The following is a 15,860-nucleotide window of genomic DNA, read 5'->3' as shown; positions in this document are numbered from 1 at the left end:
TTCGTCTCAGGACGGCACTAGCAGGACGGCACTAGGGACGTTCTACACGGTGCAGGACGTCCCGAAGTGGGGTTTGGTGGAGGTTCCTTCGTCCCGGTGACCGGCGTGAGGATCGGTGCCGACCCTGCGGCACCGACAGGCCCAGGGGCACGCATCAACGCCGCCGAGGAGCGTCACCGTGCGAATGAGCGCCACCCCCTGTGTTCCCGCCCTGCGACTGGACGCCCGGTCGCGCGCCGCCTCGCCGGGGTGGTCACGATGACGGCCCCCACCCCTGATGCCGACGGGCACACCGTCTCGCCCGATGCCGGCGCCCTGGTGGTCGACCGGCGGAGCGGCAAGGTGGGCGTGGTGATGGGGCATGTGGGGCCGTACGTGCAGCTTCGGCCACCGCGCGGCGGCCGGGAGTGGGACGTGCCGCCTGAGGACGTACGTACGCCGACTCCGACGGAGGGGTTGAGCGCGAAGGTGGCCGTGGCCAACCGGAGGTGGGGACGGTGACCCCTCGCTCGGTCCTGCGCTACGAGACCTAGACGCTCCAGCCCGACCGCGAGCCGGACGCGGAGCCGGTCCTGTACGCGATGCAGTGCGCCGTGGACGGAGAGACCTCACCGACGAGCGAGGACTTCGCCGCACCGCAGGACTGGGTACTGCGGAACTGCGGCCAGAACCCGTCCCACCACACCTACCGGGAGATCATCACCCGCCCCTGGCTGACCTGGCGCCAGACGTGACCCGCCTCGCTCGCCCAGGCGCCGCACCGCGCTGACCCACCCGGCTCCCGTCCCTGCCGGGCGCAGCCGATCGAGGCTCCCCCGCACTCGTCAGCCCCGGCAGGGACGGGATCCGGCATACGCCGTGCGCCTGGCCCTCGCCGAGTCCTGCCCGCAGACGCCGCCGGAGACGCTCCTGGACGTCTGGCAGCGTTGGACGCGCCCGTCGGCACCCAACCGCCCGGGCCCCCGCGAGCACCCCCGCTTTCCGCGCGCGGGCATGCTGCGCTACACCGCCGACCCGCATCCGCGGATGCGGCAACTCGCCCTCGACGCCCCGGACTCCACCGCCGAGCTCCTCGAGCGCCTGAGCCGCGGCCCCTCCCCCGAGGTTCGTCGGGCGGCGCTCCAGGACCCGCGGCTCGCGCCCGCCTCCGTCCTCCGGCTGACTGCCGATCCTGACGGTCAGGTCCGGGAGGCGGTCACGTCCGCTGGAGTGGTGTATCGACGGCCACTGGGTGATCTCGTCTTTCGTCCGTACTCATCGGCCCGTCAAGAGGTTCGGCTGGAAGAACAGCGGTCACCTGCCGGCCCAGCGCCCGCGCCCGTCGACGGGGCGACGCGGCGCAGTCAACTGTCTGGAAGTCGGAGACCAGAACTCAGACAGCGCCACTCCCGTGAGGCGGCAACCCAACGGCTGCCCACCACGCCCCTACAGCGCCTCCAGCGCCACCGCCGTCGCGGCCGACGCCAGCCAGACCAAGCCGACGGCGAGCCACAACTGGACGTAGTCCCAGTCCTTGACACGCGGCACTTTCAAGCCTTCACGCTTGCGCAGGGTGGCCCACTTGCTCAGGCTGGGATGGCCGGTGAGATACAACGTCGCGGCCGTACCGAGAAAGAGGCCGCCGAGAGCTGCGAGCACATCGGGCACAGGGACGTACAGCGCCGCGACAACGGCGACAGCCGCGCCCCCACAGCCAGTGCCCCACCACCCACAGATACAGCTTCACTGCGTCCTTGCCATCCATGATCACTCGCCCATCCCCCTGAACTCATCAGGTGCCGTCAGGCCTTTCCCACCCGTTGCCGCACCGGACAGCCGACTTCCAGCAATCTCCCCTGCCGCCACGCGGGGGACGCTCACGACTGGGCCAGGATCAGGTGGGAGCCTGTACACCACTTCTCACTTCTCAGGACGCAACCCGGGAGGCCGCCCTGCGCGACGACTGCCGCAGGATGACCTGTTGCGGCTGCTGGCCTCCCGCGCCCCGGACATCGCACGCGCCGCGGCCGTCAACCCCGCCCTTCCGGTAACCGTGATGCATGACTTGCTCGAAGCGGCTGTCTAGACCCGGACTTCGCGGGTCTAGGTGTTCTGTCCACGGAGGTTGGCGACAGGGTTCACGGCTGATTGATCTTGAAATGGGTGAGGGCCTTCTGGCCTGGTGTGGATTGCGACATCTGCACCGGCGACCAGAAAGGCCCTCATGCCTCACCGTAATGCACCCCTGACCGAGACCGGACGGCTGCGTCTGGCCCGCTGCGTGGTCGAGGACGGCTGGCCTCTGCGCAGGGCCGCCGAACGCTTCCAGGTCTCCCCGACCACGGAGCGCAATACGGATCCCGGGCCTTCGCCAGCCTCTGCGACCAACTCGGGGTCACACGGTCGATGGGCGCGGTCGGCACCAGCGCCGACAAACGCTTGTCATCACACTGCACCTCTTTTCCTATCGGGTTCACTTTGCGGGTGTTGTCGCTGGTCGGCGGCGGTCGAGGCGGATGCCTTGCTGGACGCGGGGCGGGTTGGGGCCCGGGGGCGGGTAGAGGCAGGCGTTCTTGTCGTTGTACTTCTCGCCCTCGATCAGTCCGGCCCGGTGCCACTTCCAGACGGTCGGCACGCTGACGTCGAGGAGTACGGCGAGTTCGGGGGCGGTCAGCAGACCGCGGTCGCGCAGGCGGTCATGGCGGTTGCGGAGCTGGTAGTTCTCGCGGATGTCTCGGACCAGGAGGCGGTGGAAGGAGCATCCTTTGCCGCTGGTCAGGCCGCGCTGGTTGAGGATGTCGGCGATCTCGGCGTCGGTGTGGTGCTCGAGGAGTTCGTCGATCGCGTCCACGACCGGACGCGGGGTCTGCCACAGCTTGCCGCCGCCCAGCGGCAACGGGAGGTGGAGGGTGTGGGTCTGGCCGGCGCTGAGCCGGACGTGGACGGTGATGTCGTCGTCCTTGATCAGGGTGACGTCCGCGATCAGCAGGCGGGTGATGCGCTTACGCTCGCGCATCGGGGTGGCCGGATCGTTCCACAGGGACCTGACGTCACCGGCGAGGCGGGCGAGTTGTTCGCGGGTGGCCTGCTGGCGCGGGGCGGCCAGGGTGCGGGCGCGTTCGACGTCGGTCCGGGCGGCGGACACCTCGCGCAGGGCCGCGTTCCAGTCGGCCTCGAGTGAGTCGGCGACCAGGCGGTTGTCCGGGTCGACCGCGAGATAGCGTCGTTTGGCCAGATCGGCCCGGTACTGGGCGCGCTGGAGATGCGTCGTGCGCATCCGGTCGGCCTCGGCAGTGCGGGCGGTGATCTCATCGCTCACCGTCAGGGCCGTCTCCACGGCGAGCGGGGTGAGCATCTGCAGCAGGAGTTCGGCCACGGCCGCCTCGATGCTGGGGCCGGGAATGCGCTGGCAGACCTGTCCGCCGTCCTGGATCGCGTGGGTCATGCACCGGTAGTCGCTGACCTCGTGGTCTTGGCGGAGGTGGTAGGCGATGGTCATCCGCCGCCCGCAGCGGCCGCAGATTGCCAGGCCCTGCAGGAGCGCGGTGCCCTCGCGCGGCGGGCCCGCCCGCCGGTCGTCCCCACGGGCCGCGGCCTGCGTCTGGAGCTGGGCGAGGTTGTTCTCCCACTGTTCGAAGGTGAGGTAGCCCGCGTGGTGATCGGGGATCAGGGTGTCCCACTGCTCTCGCGGCAGCAGCTGGATGCGGACCTTGCCGTGGACGTCGTGGCGGACCTTGCGGCGTCCGTAGCAGAACGCCCCGGCATAGAGCGGGTTGTGCAGGACATTCAGGACCTGCCAGTGCTTGAGCGGCCCCCAGACCAGCTCGCCCTTGCACGGGCCGGTGCGGATCCGGGAGGGGAAGGTGAGCTGGTCGGCGGCGAAAGCTCTGACGACCTGACGGGCCGAGCCGGTGGCCGCGAACAGGCTCAGCACCCGCTCGATGACCTCGCGCACGGCGGCGTCGGGGTCCTTGACGATACGGTCGGCATAGTCGTGGACATAGCCGATCGGCAGGCCCTGCTTGAGTTCGCCGCGGCGGGCCTTGGCCAGCTGCCCGCCCCGCAACCGGGCCTTGAGCAGGTGCAGTTCGGCCTCGGACATGGTGCCCTTCATGCCCAGCACGAGACGGTCGTTGAAGGTGAGGGGATCGTACAGACCGTCCTCGTCCAAGATCAGCGTCCCGGTCAGTGCACAGATCTCCAGCAGCCGGTGCCAGTCGGTGTTGTTCCGGGCGAGGCGGGACACCTCCAGGCCCAGCACGATCCCGGCACGTCCCATGGAGACCTCGGCGACCAGGTGCTGGAAGCCGTCCCGCCCGTTGATGGAGGCCCCCGACCGGCCCTGATCACTGTCGATCACCGTGATCTGGTCCTCCTCCCAGCCCAGGGCGACGGCCCGGCCGCGCAGGGCGTACTGCCGCTGCGTGGACTCGGTGTTGTTCACGACCTGCTTCAGCGAACTCTGCCGGACATACAGATAAGCGCCTCGCCGAAGATGATCAGCACTGACCTTGCCCGTCGATTCCGTCGCCATCACCCGCTCCTCCCATCCTGTGTCTCAGCCGTCACCACAGCCACCGCCTGCGGCGGCCAGCACCATCTGCGCGAGTACCTGCACCAGCTCCTCGGCCTCCGGGCCCCGGTCCACCGCCGGCGGGCTGGCCCGGCGAGCAGGCAGCGCCGCCGCCGGGACCAGGGCCACCGCGAGAAGCCAGGCAGCCATCCCGGAGCGGGCCAGCACCGCCCAGCCGTGCCGCGAGCCGGCGTCCGGCCCGCCGAGGACCGCGGCCCGCAGATCCTCATAACGCCGTGCCAGTTCCACGGCTCCCACCGGCTGACCCGCCGCCGGTTCAGGGACGATGAAGTTCCTCCTTCGGCCGTGACTCGCGGCGCCTGACCAGTGCCTTCTCCACCGAGCGTGGATGCACCGTGATCCTGAAGCGCTCGAGTACAGCTTCCGCCAACTGCCGTGAGCGGAGCGAGGAGTCGGCTTCGAGTAGCTTCTCGAGGAACTCCATCACCTCGTCGGTGAGCTTGCGCGGCCCCTTCGGCCCCGGCTTGCCCGGCACCAGCGCCGCCGGCCCTCCCGCGTCCAGCGCGGCAGCAATCACATAGAAACTCTGGCGACAGAACCCGAACTGAGCCGCCGCCTGTGTCACCGGCACGTTGTCGACCCGCACCCGGCGCACCATCTCGTACTTGACCTGCACCAAGTCGTTCGGGTCGAGGAATACCGAGCGGGCGAACACCTCGTCCACGACCGCCTGCGGACGCGGGTTCAACGTCCGAGAAGCCACCAACGCGGTCTTCTTGCCGTGCTCCAGGCCCTTCGCCGCCATGTCGCCTCCCGTTCGGATCCGATGTCTCAAGAATCCGGCCGTGAGTCATCGCCCCCAAGGGCGCATCCCGGCCTAGAAGAAGCACAAGGAGCAGGTCACAGCAGCGGATGCACCTCCGCACGCCCCCACCGACGAGCACACGCACCCGCCGCAGCGGCCCGATTCCCACGACGGTCACGGCGCCATCTCCCCGACACGACCAAGCCCTTGATCACGGAGATGCTCCACCAGATCCACGAGCACGCACAGGTCCTCGGTCCGGAACGGACACCGGCCCGCGGCCGTCACCACGAACACATCGACTGGCGCGACATCCGTCCACTCCACCGGGAACGAGCAGCGACGACCCGCCGCATCCAGCACCAGGACGACGTCCCCGCGCCAGGAGTTCATCCGCTCGAGGAACTCGAAGATCTCCCCGCTCCTCGGATGGAACGGATGGATCAACCGCACAGATCCATCGTCACCACGGTGAACGAGCGCATTCGACGGCTCACGCCAACGCGGCCTGCGAAAGCTTCCACGCCTCCCTGAAACGCGAGACCCTCCAGGCACCCACGACTACGGCGACTCCGATGCCTGCCGCAGGACCGTCTTCGCCTGGCTGACCCGCTACAACACCCGCCGCCGGCACTCCGCCAACGGCCACCTCAGCCCCAACGAATACGAACACCGACGCCACACCGCTAAACTCACGCTCGCCGCGTGATCAACAACCGCGTGCCCACCTTCACGGGGGAAGGCCCAAGATCAACCACGAAACAGCAAGCTCGCTGCGCTGATATCCCCCACCGCACGGATGCCACCCAACCCACTGACACCAACCCACCCGCTCACACTCGGTGAGGGTCATCACTGCTTCGATGAGGTCGCGCGGGTCGTCATCGAGTTCGGACGCCGGCAGCGGCTCCCATCCGCGGTCGACAGCGGCACGGAGCAGAGCGTCTTCGTCCGTGATGTGGAACTCATGCAGGTGCGCGATCCGCACGACCTTCACCGGCCAGTCCTTCCATCGCGGACGGCCAACCGACCCGGGCAGCACGTCAGCCGCCGGTTCATCTTCAGACAGTTCCGGGTCGGGCACAACGAACAAGACTCCAGGGTCCGCCCGCCAGGTACCGCTGGCGGCCTGAACGACGGCCTGGCGCACCGAGCTGGCAGGAGCGTCGGGCATCTCGGCGATAATTGAGCCCCTGGTTGAAGGAGTAACCAACTGGGCCTAAAGAGGACAGGGCCGAGGATTTTCAAGGCCGGAGTTCCGTGAATCCCGAGGTCAGCGAGGTGTGTGCGGCCCGCGCTCGCGGGTTCACGGCCGGGGCCAGGGGCGTCCGGCGAGACGTTCGATGTCGGTGTTGAACCGTTTGAGGTAGGCGGCGAAGCCCGCGATGTCCTCGTCCGACCAGTCGGCCATGACCCGGTCCAGGTTGTCGACGGTGCGTTCGCGTTCCTCGTCGAGCAGGCTCGCGCCCTTGTCCGTGATGCGGAACTTGCGGGCCATCCCGCCGTCGGGGTCGGGTATGCGGTCCACGAGGCCGGAGCGCATCGCTGCGCCGGTCTGCCGGTTGAGAGTGGACGCGTCGAGCCCGAAGGCCGTGCTCAGTTCGCCGATGGACATGGGTCCTTGGACGCGAATGCGGCTCAGCAGGATGTAAGCGCTGCGCTCCAGCCCGCCTTCGCGCCGCACGTTCTTGTGGTGAACGAGTCCATGGCGGCTGAGCAACATCTGCTCGTACTCGACGTCGCTCGTGGGCCTGACCATACGCCTGCCGCCTTCCCTTCCTCGCCAGTCCGACGCGCTGCCCTGTCCTTCGCGACGGCCTTCTCCTGCATCCTCTCACGCGCATATGCGTCATGCACAAAATGTGATCGATACATGAGGAGTGTACGATGCATATCGTTCTCTCGTCATGCAACCAAGGAGTCCTCTATGGATGCCTCCCAGGCATCAAGCCGCTCAGGCGGTGTGGTCGCCACGCTGGCCTTCGCGGGCATCACGGCAGCGATCATGCAGACCCTGGTCACGCCGCTCATCGCGGAGCTGCCTCAGATCCTCCACACCACCTCGTCGAACGCCGCCTGGGTCATCACCGTCACCCTGCTCGTGGCGGCCGTCTTCGTGCCGGTCTCCGGACGCCTGGGCGACCTGCTGGGCAAGCGCCGGATGCTTATCGCGTGCTCGGTGCCGCTGATCGTGGGGTCGGTGGTGTGCGCGCTGTCCTCCTCGGTCATCCCCATGATCATCGGGCGTGGTCTGCAGGGCATGGGCATGGGCATGCTGCCGCTCGGCATCGCCCTTCTGCGTGACGTGGTCCCCGCGGAGAAGCTCAGCTCCTCGATCGCTCTGGTCAGCGCTTCCATGGGCATCGGCGGTGGCCTCGGCCTGCCGATCGCCTCAGCGGTCGCCCAGTACACGAACTGGCGCGTGCTGTTCTGGGGCTCCGCGGTCCTGGCCGTAGCGGTTGCGGCTCTCATCTGGTTCCTGATCCCGGACGTACCGGCCGGCGCCAAGGGTCAGCGCTTCGACCTGCCGGGAGCGCTCGGTCTCGGCGCCGGCCTGGTCTCCCTGCTGCTCGCGGTCTCCAAGGGCGCCGACTGGGGCTGGGGCTCGGCGACCACGCTCGGCCTGTTCGCCGCGGCCGTCGTGATCCTGGTCGGGTGGGGGATGTGGGAGCTGCGGACCCGCGACCCGCTGGTCGACCTTCGCACCACCGCCCGCCCCCGCGTGCTGCTCACCAACCTCGCCTCGATCTTCGTCGGCACCGCCATGTACGCCAGCATGCTGGTCGTGCCGCAGCTGCTGCAGTTCCCCGAGGCCACTGGTTACGGTCTGGGCCAGTCGATGCTCGCCGCCGGCCTGTGGATGGCTCCGGGCGGGCTCATGATGATGATCGTCTCCCCGCTCGGCGGGAAGCTCACCGATGCCCGAGGCCCGAAGTTCACGCTGATCTCCGGGGTCCTGGTCATCGCGGCCGGTTACGGTCTGTCGCTGGCACTGATGGGCTCGGCCTGGGGTCTCATGTTGGTCACCATCGTGACCAGCAGCGGCGTGGGTCTCGCCTACGGTGCGATGCCCGCCCTGATCATGGGTTCGGTCCCGCTCTCCGAGACCGCTGCCGCCAACGGCTTCAACACGCTGATGCGCTCGCTCGGCACCTCGGTCGGCGCGGCCGTGATCGGAGTGGTCCTCGCCCAGATGACCACCACGACGGGCGGCTACACCTTCGCCTCCGAGGACGGCTTCCGCACTGCTCTGATGATCGGCGGCGGCGTCGCCCTCCTCGGCGCGGTGATCGCGGCCGCCATTCCGGCAGCCCGCGTGGTGGCAGGCTCCGGCGACGAGACCGCCCCTATCGCCGAATCCGATCAGACCGCGGTCAAGGCCTGACGGCTCAGTAGCGCCGGACGAGCCCGGCCGCTGCTCGACCGGCCGGCCCGGTCCTGTATCCGGCATCTCGCCGCGGATCCGACATCGCATCCGCGGCGAGAGGTCTCTGTGGTCGCCCGGCGCTGGGGACGCAGACGAACAGCACGGACCTGGAGCTGGAGCACCGACGGCACCGGCCTGGTTGAGGGCCGACATCCTGGTCAGGATGCGGGATCTTCCTGCCTCCACGCTCCGCCGGGGAGAGGACGGCAGGCATGGCGCTGCAGCAAACGGGCCCAGCACTCGCCACAGCCACGGCCCCCTACCTCAAGTGCCCGGAGCGCCGCAGCCTGCGGTGCCGAGACGACAGCTGGCGGCCCCCAGAACTCACGCAGAGCGCCTTGAGGCGCCGTTCAGACGGCGGGGCTGGATCAGGCGTTGAGGTCCAGTACGCGGACCGGCTCGCCCTGCCACCGCTTCGGGGCGGTGGTGGCGATGATCGCTCCGTCGGGGCGGTCGGGTGTGGGCTGCGCTGCGTACTGGCTGTGGGCCGCAGCCCATGTTTCCTGCCGGGCGAGGGCCAGGGCCGCGGCCAGATCCAGGTCCAGGACGGTGATACCCGGCAGTGCGGCAAGGTGCTCGGCCGTGCCGGGCCGTGCATGGTCGGCTTCGACGAGCGCACACGCCGGGGCGTACAGGAACCAGCCGGATTCGGCGTGGGCCCGGTGGATGAGACGGGACGCGAGGACGTTGCCCTGACCGGCCGCGGCCATCGCCGTTTCGTCCAGGACGATATGCGTGGATTCGGTCACCGGCTCGTCGCCTGGGCCAGGCGCCGGTCCAGCTCACTGTCCAGGTCGTCCTGCTCGGCCGGGGTGGGGGCGTAGCCGTTCCACTCCTTCAGTGCGGCGCGGGCCTTCTCGGCACGCTCGGCACGCTCGGCCGGGGTGAGCAGGGTCTCGGCCAGACGAGCCAGATACGCGCGCAGCGACAGGCCCTCAGCGGCTGCGATCGCGGCGAGCCGGTCCTTCGCCTCTTCGGGGATACGGACATTGGCATCGGACATGGTCGCACTCCTTCCCCTCCCTCCAGGGTACGGGTACGTACCCGTACCCGTACCCGTCACGCCGGTGTGCGTGACCACTACCTGCCGAACGGTGAAGGTGCGGCAGGCACCGCCCAGCCTGTGCCGACGATGAAGCAACGGCTGACGAAACGCTGCTCGTCGGTACTCGCCATCCGCTTACTCGCCCAGGACCCGCCGCCGCGGTGTGGCTCTGCCGAACCCGGCGTCTCCACCTCCAGGCTTGTCGGCCGCAGGCTCCCCGCCCTCGACGCCGAGATCAACCGGCTGACCCGACTGCGTGAGAGCCCCGCGCAGCGCGCCTCGGGAGAGACGGACGCTTCGACCTCTCGCCACCCGAGTAGAGCTGCGGGCAAAGGCACCACCGCTGCTTGGTGACAACGAGGCTGCCTGTGTGACCACTGTCGTGCTTCGGCTCGACCGGCCGCGGTCGGCGGCGGCGGCGGTGCCTGGCTGGTCAGAATTCGAGTTCGACATAGTCGATGTCGGTGAACTCCACCAGGAGTCCATCAGCGCGGCGGCCGCGGTCCTTGAAGTACTGCTCCTGGAGTCCTTCGGCGATCACTGCCTGGAGCTGTTGTTCGGAGGCGCCGGCGGTCTGTGCGCCGAAGAGGCGGGCCGCGTACTGGGGCGGGAGGTGCTGGGTGATCAGCCGGATGCGTCCGTCGTCCGTGATGCCCGGTGCGGCGGTGAATCCGAACCGCGCCCGTGTTTCGACGACGATGCCGGTGCTGCCCAAAGTCACGGAAAAACGCTGTCGGCAGAAGTGAACGGAGCCACCGGGTGGTGGGGCGCCTCAGCCGCGCCAGTTCGTGGGCTGGGGCAGTTCCGGCAGTTGGGTGTCGTGGAGCCACGTCGTGAAGAGCTCGTCCAGTGGCTTGGGGGTGTGGCGTTGCGCTGTGGCTATGAACGCTTCCGTCGTCACTGTGCGGTGCCGGTAGGTCGCGGTCCATTCCTGGAGCACGGCGAAAAATGCGGTGCTGCCGAGTGTTGTGCGCAGTGCGTGCAGTGCGAGTGCCCCGCGCAGGTAGATCCGGTCATCGAACATCTGCCGTACGCCGGGGTCGGCGACCCGCAGATCCCGGGGGTGTGCCGCGAGGCTAGCGTGGGCCTGGGTCGCCAGGTCGGCGGCCAGCCTGCCGCCGGAGGACTCCGACCACAGCCATTCGGAGTAGCAGGCGAAGCCCTCGTTGAGCCAGATGTGGCGCCAGGCAGCGAGGGTCAGGCTGTTGCCGAACCATTGGTGTGCCAGTTCGTGAGCCACGAGTCGCTCGAAGCCGCGGTGTCCGTCGATATGGTTGGCTCCGAAGATGGACAGCCCCTGGGCCTCAACGGGGACTTCCAGCTCCTCGTCGACGACGACCACGGCGTACCGGTCGAAGGGGTACGGGCCGAAGAAGTGCTCGAAAGTGGTCATCATTTCGGAGTGGCGGGCGAAGTCCCATCGGAACCGGGTGAGCAACCTGGCAGGTACGGCCGCTGTCTGCGGTATCGGGGCAGGGGCGAGTTCGACTGTCTCGAAGTGGCTGATCAGCACGGTGGCCAGATAGCTCGCCATGGGCGTCGGCTGCTCGTACACCCAGGTCGTGGTGCTGGAGTGTGTGGTACGGGTGAACAGGTTGCCGTTGGCGAGCACCGTGTAGGGCGATGGTGCGGTCACCGAGATCCGGTAGGTTGCTTTGTCCGCGGGGTGGTCGTTGCAGGGGAACCAGGACGGCGCGCCGATCGGCTGTCCGGCGACCAGTGCGCCGTCGTCCAATTGCTCCCAGCCGAGATCGCCCCAGTGGCTGCGGATCGGCCGGGGGTTTCCGACGTAGTGCACCTCTACGGTGAACGGGCTCCCGGCGCGCAGCGCTCGGGCGGGCCAGATCCGCAGCTTGCCGGCCCGGTGGGTGTACCGGGCGGCCTGGATGCCATCCACCTTCACCCGGTCGAGCCGGAAGGCTCCCAGATCGAGGGTGAAGTCGGTGAGTGCCTGCTCGGTGACCGCAGTGAGCACCGCCCGTCCGGACAGTCGTCCGGAGTCGGGCCGGTAGCGCAGTTCCAGGTCGTAGTGCGTGGTCCGGTAACCGCCGTTGCCGTGCTCGGGCAGATAAGAGTCAGCAGATGTGGCCGCTCCGGACGAGGGGCGAAGCGTGCTGCGATTTCGCTCGGCCATTACTCTTCGAAGCTACTTTCCCTGGGCCAGGTGGCGATCGGATTCCCGAGCCAGTGGGTACCAGAAGGCACGGTTTCACCGCGCATCACCAGTGATGCCGGTCCCACCGTGGTGTGGGACCCGACATCGGCGCCGGGCAGCACGATGGTGTGCGGGCCCAGGGTAGCCCCCTCCTGAAGAATCACCTCCCCCATGCGCATGATCCGGTCGTGGAACAGGTGTGTCTGGAGCACACAGCCGCGGTTGACGCTCGCAGCGTCCCCGATCCGCACCAGGTCGGCCTCGGGCAGCCAGCGGGTCTCGCACCACACGCCGCGCCCGATGCGGGCTCCGAGGCAGCGCAGCCACAGGTTCATCAGCGGAGTGCCGCCGATCGCTCCGACGAGCCACGGAACGGCGAGTACCTCCACGAAGGCGTCGGCCAGCTCGTTGCGCCACACGAACGCGCTCCACAGCGGCCGCTCGATGGCCTGGAACCGGCCGACCAGCAGCCATTTCGCCGCCGCCGCGACCGCGCAGGCCAGCACGCCTGCGGTGAACAGCAGAAGTCCGCCGCCCAGCGCTGCCACGGTGAACCCCATCCGCACCGCAAGTACTTCGAAGGCGGCAAGCACGAGCACCGTGAGCGCGACGGTGCACATGACCGGCACGAGCCTGCACAGCTCCACGCTGGCTCTGGCCAACACCAGGCGGCGTGGCGGTTCGAAGGTACGGCTCGGGTCGCTCTTCTCGGCAGTGTGCCGAAGCTTCATCGGTGGCATGCCGAGATAGCAGCTGCCCGCCTTGGCGCGCTTGGGGGCGGCGGACAGCACGCCCACCAGGCCTCGGTTGGGCACTGAGCGTCCGGGTGCGGCCATGGCCGAGTTGCCGAGGAAGGCGTGCTTGCCGATGCGTGCGGCCGCGATGCGCAGCCAGCCGCCCCCCAGTTCGTAGGAGCCGACCATGGTGTCGTCGGCGAGAAACGCGCCGTCGCCGATCCGCGTCATGGTCGGCAGTGCCAGCACCGTCGATGCCTCCACTCGGCGTCCGACCCGCATACCCAGTGCGCGCAGCCATGCCGGGGTGAGCAGGCTCGCGTACAGAGGGAACAGGCCGACCCTGGCGGCGTCCATCAGCCGTTCGGTGCCCCAGGCCTGCCAGCCGATCCGACTGTGAACGGGATGGCTTCCTTCGCGCAGGCCGAAGCTGAGCAGGCGCACTCCCGTCAACAGCAGGAGTGCGTAGCACATCAGTGAGCTGATTGCGGCGAGCGGCACCGAGAGCAGGGCACGGCCCAGCGCGGCTGTTGGGTCGGCCTGTCCGCGCAGGAACAGGCCGGTCACCATCAGCCCGGGCAGCGCGGCCAGCGGGGGCAGCATCGTCAGTGCCGTTGAAGTGAGCGCGTAGAAAACGGCCCATCGCCTGCTCTGTGGGGGGCGGGCCGGCGGCCTGCGGTGCGGCCTCTTGCCGGTGGGGCGGGCCGGTACACCCGCCCAGCGTTGGCCTGCGGGCACCAAGCCGGCCACCGCGCTACCCGGCGCCACGCTTGCCCGCTTGCCGATCCTGGCCCCAGGAAGGAGCACGCTGCGAGATCCGATGGTTGCCCCCGAACCGATACGGATACGGCCGATGTGCAGCAGGTCTCCGTCCAGCCAGTGGCCGGACAGGTCCACCTCCGGCTCGATCGCGCAGCCCCCGCCCAGCTCGAGGAAGCCGGTCACTGATGGCAGTGCATGCAGGTCGGCATCCGCGCCGACCTGGGCCCCCAGCGCTTTGGCGTACCAGGTCAGCCAGCTGCCGGTCAGGTGGGTTGCACCGCTGAGCGCCGCCAGACGCTCAGCGGTCCACAGCCGCAGGTGCACGCCGCCGCCGCGAGGATAGGTGCCCGGGCGAACCCCGTGCAGCAGCAGCCGCGCACCTGCCGCCGCGATCGCCAGTCGGCCTGCGGGGCTTGCGAACAGCACCCAGCCTGTGGCCACCCACCACCAGGAGACGACGGGTGCCCAGGGAAAGGACCCGAGCCAGTGGAGTGCGTTTCCGACCGCCGCCAGTGCCACGACCCAAGGCAGCGAGGCCACGGTGAGCAGCGGCACCATCAGCAACGTCTGAGCGAGCGCAGCACGGCGCGGCGTGGGCTGTACCTGCCGCGCGGGACTGTGACCGCTTGCCAGCTCGTCCAGGTGCGCGGCCAGGGCGCGCAGCGTCGGGTACTGGTAGACGTCAGCGACCGAGCAGTTCGGGAAGCGGCTGCGGATCCGGGACACCAGGTGGGCGACAGCAAGGCTGCTGCCTCCGGAGGAGAAGAAATCCGCGTCCGCGTTCTGCACCGGGCTGCCGAGGATCTCGCGCCACTGCGTGGCGAGCCATCCTTCGGTACCCGCAAGATCCGGAGTCGGCGCGTGCAAGTCCGTCCCGGGCAGGGGCCAGGGCAGTGCGGCACGGTCGATCTTGCCTGAGGTGCGGGTCGGTAAGGTGTCCACCACGGCCGGCAGCGGGACCAGGGCCGGTGGCAGCATCTGCCGGAGTCGCACCAGTGCCTGCGCCGTGTCGAACGTCTCGTCCGGCGCGGCCGGATCCAATGCGGTGACCAGGTATCCGATCAGCAGCGGGGCGCCGCTCGCCGAGGTGCGCACGGCCGCTGCAGCGCCGGCCACGTTCGGCAGTGCCCGCAGGGCCGCGTCCACTTCGCCGAGCTCGATCCGTCGCCCGCCCAGCTTGATTTGCTCATCCGCCCGGTCGATGAACAGCAGCCCTGCTGGCTCGGCCCTGACCAGGTCCCCACTGCGGTAGGCCCGTGCCCAGCCCAGTGATGCCAACGGCGCATACTTTTTCGCGTCCTGGGCCGGATCAAGGTAGCGGGCCAGCCCGACCCCGCCGATCACCAGCTCACCGACCTCGCCCATCCCCAGAACCTCGCCGCAGGAGTCCACCACCGCGAGGTCCCACCCCGGCAGCGGCAGCCCGATGCGCACCGGTCCGTCCGCGGTGAGCCGGGCAGCACAGGCGACAACGGTGGCCTCGGTGGGACCATAGGTGTTCCACACCTCACGCCCCGCGACAACGAGCCGGGCCGCGAGTTCGGGCGGGCACGCCTCGCCCCCAAGAATGAGCAACCGCACTCCGCGCAATGCTTCGGTCGGCCACAGCGCAGCCAGCGTCGGCACTGTAGACACCACGGTGATTCGCTGCTGCACCAGCCAAGCACCCAGGTCAGGCCCGGTACGCACGAGTGACCGCGGTGCGGGAACCAGACAGGCTCCGTGCCGCCACGCCAGCCACATCTCCTCGCACGAGGCATCAAACGCCACCGACAGTCCCGCCAGCACCCGGTCGCCGGGGCCCAACGGCTTCTCGACGGCGAACAACTGTGCCTCGGCGTCGACGAACGCCGCCGCAGACCGGTGGGTGACCGCCACTGCCTTCGGCTTCCCAGTGGACCCGGACGTGAAGATGATCCAGGCATCGTCGTCGGGCCCCGGGTATCCCGCCGCACCGCTCGACCCCGCGCGTAGCGTCAGCTCGCTTCCGGCACCGATGACCGCTGCGACCCGGGCCTCGGCGAAGACCAATTCCGCCCGCTCATCCGGATCCTCCGCATCCACCGGCACATAGGCCGCCCCGGCAGTCAGCGCCGCCAGGATCGACACATATAACTCCACGTTCCCCGAGGGCATCCGCACCCCGACCCGGCCACCCACACCGATGCCCGCACGCCGAAGCCGCCCCGACATCGCGTCCACCTCGGTCAGCAAATCCCGATAGCTCAGCGCCGCGGTCCCGTCATCGACCGCCAGTGCATCGGGGTACCGGCGAGTGGTTGCCTCCAGCACATCCAACAACGTCCGGGAAGGAGCCGCTCCCATGCTGGCCGTGAACACCGCTGGCGGCGCGACCGCCACCGCACCCTCGTCCAACAGCACGTCGGCCAGCGCCCCAGATCTCTCTGTCCGTTCCATC

The 15,860-nt window shown here is 69.1% G+C and carries 13 protein-coding genes and 3 pseudogenes; 4 read left to right on the top strand and 12 right to left on the bottom strand.

Annotated features, from left to right (window positions below):
* Positions 1 to 258: 258 nt before the first annotated feature.
* Complete coding sequence (locus tag OG395_RS53590) at positions 259 to 501, top strand: hypothetical protein (protein ID WP_442818496.1); 243 nt, start codon at positions 259 to 261, stop codon at positions 499 to 501.
* Positions 489 to 734 (top strand): annotated as a pseudogene (locus OG395_RS53585) (DUF7848 domain-containing protein). Before OG395_RS53590 ends, OG395_RS53585 begins: the two are co-directional and overlap by 13 nt.
* A 691-nt stretch (positions 735 to 1,425) precedes the next feature.
* Here the strand turns inward: OG395_RS53585 and OG395_RS53580 are convergent.
* The gene (locus OG395_RS53580; RefSeq protein ID WP_327241286.1) at positions 1,426 to 1,647 is read right to left on the bottom strand and encodes a hypothetical protein; all 222 of its coding nucleotides are present in this window, start codon (positions 1,645 to 1,647) and stop codon (positions 1,426 to 1,428) included.
* 556 nt (positions 1,648 to 2,203) lie between these two features.
* Here OG395_RS53580 and OG395_RS53575 point away from each other — a divergent pair.
* Positions 2,204 to 2,323, top strand: a pseudogene (locus OG395_RS53575) (leucine zipper domain-containing protein); the annotation flags it as partial.
* Positions 2,324 to 2,452: 129 nt separating this feature from the next.
* Here the strand turns inward: OG395_RS53575 and OG395_RS53570 are convergent.
* The 6 genes from OG395_RS53570 to OG395_RS53545 all read right to left on the bottom strand — a co-directional run bounded on the left by OG395_RS53570 (position 2,453) and on the right by OG395_RS53545 (position 7,077).
* Positions 2,453 to 4,513 carry a recombinase family protein gene (locus tag OG395_RS53570; protein ID WP_327241287.1) on the bottom strand — a complete coding sequence of 687 codons (2,061 nt, stop codon included), beginning with the start codon at positions 4,511 to 4,513 and terminating at the stop codon, positions 2,453 to 2,455.
* A 24-nt stretch (positions 4,514 to 4,537) separates the two neighbouring features.
* Positions 4,538 to 4,801: a hypothetical protein gene (locus tag OG395_RS53565; protein ID WP_327241288.1), complete on the bottom strand. Its 264-nt coding sequence runs from the start codon at positions 4,799 to 4,801 to the stop codon at positions 4,538 to 4,540.
* A 28-nt stretch (positions 4,802 to 4,829) separates the two neighbouring features.
* The gene (locus OG395_RS53560; protein WP_327241289.1) at positions 4,830 to 5,318 is read right to left on the bottom strand and encodes a helix-turn-helix domain-containing protein; all 489 of its coding nucleotides are present in this window, start codon (positions 5,316 to 5,318) and stop codon (positions 4,830 to 4,832) included.
* A 174-nt stretch (positions 5,319 to 5,492) separates the two neighbouring features.
* On the bottom strand, positions 5,493 to 5,771 hold the full coding sequence (locus OG395_RS53555; protein WP_327241290.1) for a DUF5372 family protein: 279 nt from the start codon (positions 5,769 to 5,771) through the stop codon (positions 5,493 to 5,495).
* A 277-nt stretch (positions 5,772 to 6,048) separates the two neighbouring features.
* The gene (locus OG395_RS53550) at positions 6,049 to 6,492 is read right to left on the bottom strand and encodes a hypothetical protein (RefSeq protein ID WP_327241291.1); all 444 of its coding nucleotides are present in this window, start codon (positions 6,490 to 6,492) and stop codon (positions 6,049 to 6,051) included.
* Positions 6,493 to 6,624: 132 nt separating this feature from the next.
* Positions 6,625 to 7,077, bottom strand: coding sequence for a MarR family winged helix-turn-helix transcriptional regulator (locus tag OG395_RS53545; RefSeq protein WP_327241292.1), 453 nt, complete (start codon positions 7,075 to 7,077; stop codon positions 6,625 to 6,627).
* 168 nt (positions 7,078 to 7,245) lie between these two features.
* On the opposite strand from OG395_RS53545, the gene OG395_RS53540 reads away from it, so the two are divergent.
* The gene (locus OG395_RS53540; protein WP_327241293.1) at positions 7,246 to 8,703 is read left to right on the top strand and encodes an MFS transporter; all 1,458 of its coding nucleotides are present in this window, start codon (positions 7,246 to 7,248) and stop codon (positions 8,701 to 8,703) included.
* Between the two features lie 410 nt (positions 8,704 to 9,113).
* On the opposite strand, the gene OG395_RS53535 is transcribed toward OG395_RS53540, so the two are convergent.
* From OG395_RS53535 to OG395_RS53515, 5 genes and pseudogenes are all read right to left on the bottom strand, one after another.
* Positions 9,114 to 9,455: a hypothetical protein gene (locus OG395_RS53535; RefSeq protein WP_442818726.1), complete on the bottom strand. Its 342-nt coding sequence runs from the start codon at positions 9,453 to 9,455 to the stop codon at positions 9,114 to 9,116.
* A 35-nt stretch (positions 9,456 to 9,490) separates the two neighbouring features.
* On the bottom strand, positions 9,491 to 9,748 hold the full coding sequence (locus tag OG395_RS53530) for a hypothetical protein (RefSeq protein WP_327241295.1): 258 nt from the start codon (positions 9,746 to 9,748) through the stop codon (positions 9,491 to 9,493).
* 475 nt (positions 9,749 to 10,223) lie between these two features.
* Positions 10,224 to 10,499, bottom strand: a pseudogene (gene tpg / locus OG395_RS53525) (telomere-protecting terminal protein Tpg); the annotation flags it as partial.
* Positions 10,500 to 10,562: 63 nt separating this feature from the next.
* Entirely contained in the window at positions 10,563 to 11,924 is a 1,362-nt protein-coding gene (locus tag OG395_RS53520; RefSeq protein WP_327241296.1) for a M1 family metallopeptidase, read from the bottom strand.
* Positions 11,924 to 15,859 carry a Pls/PosA family non-ribosomal peptide synthetase gene (locus tag OG395_RS53515; protein ID WP_442818497.1) on the bottom strand — a complete coding sequence of 1,312 codons (3,936 nt, stop codon included), beginning with the start codon at positions 15,857 to 15,859 and terminating at the stop codon, positions 11,924 to 11,926. Before OG395_RS53515 ends, OG395_RS53520 begins: the two co-directional genes overlap by 1 nt.
* Position 15,860: the final 1 nt, after the last annotated feature.

Source organism: Streptomyces sp. NBC_01320 (genome assembly GCF_035974375.1).
GTDB lineage: Bacteria > Actinomycetota > Actinomycetes > Streptomycetales > Streptomycetaceae > Streptomyces > Streptomyces yanii.
Note: the sequence above shows the minus strand (reverse complement) of the source record. Positions and strands in the feature narration are given on the sequence as shown.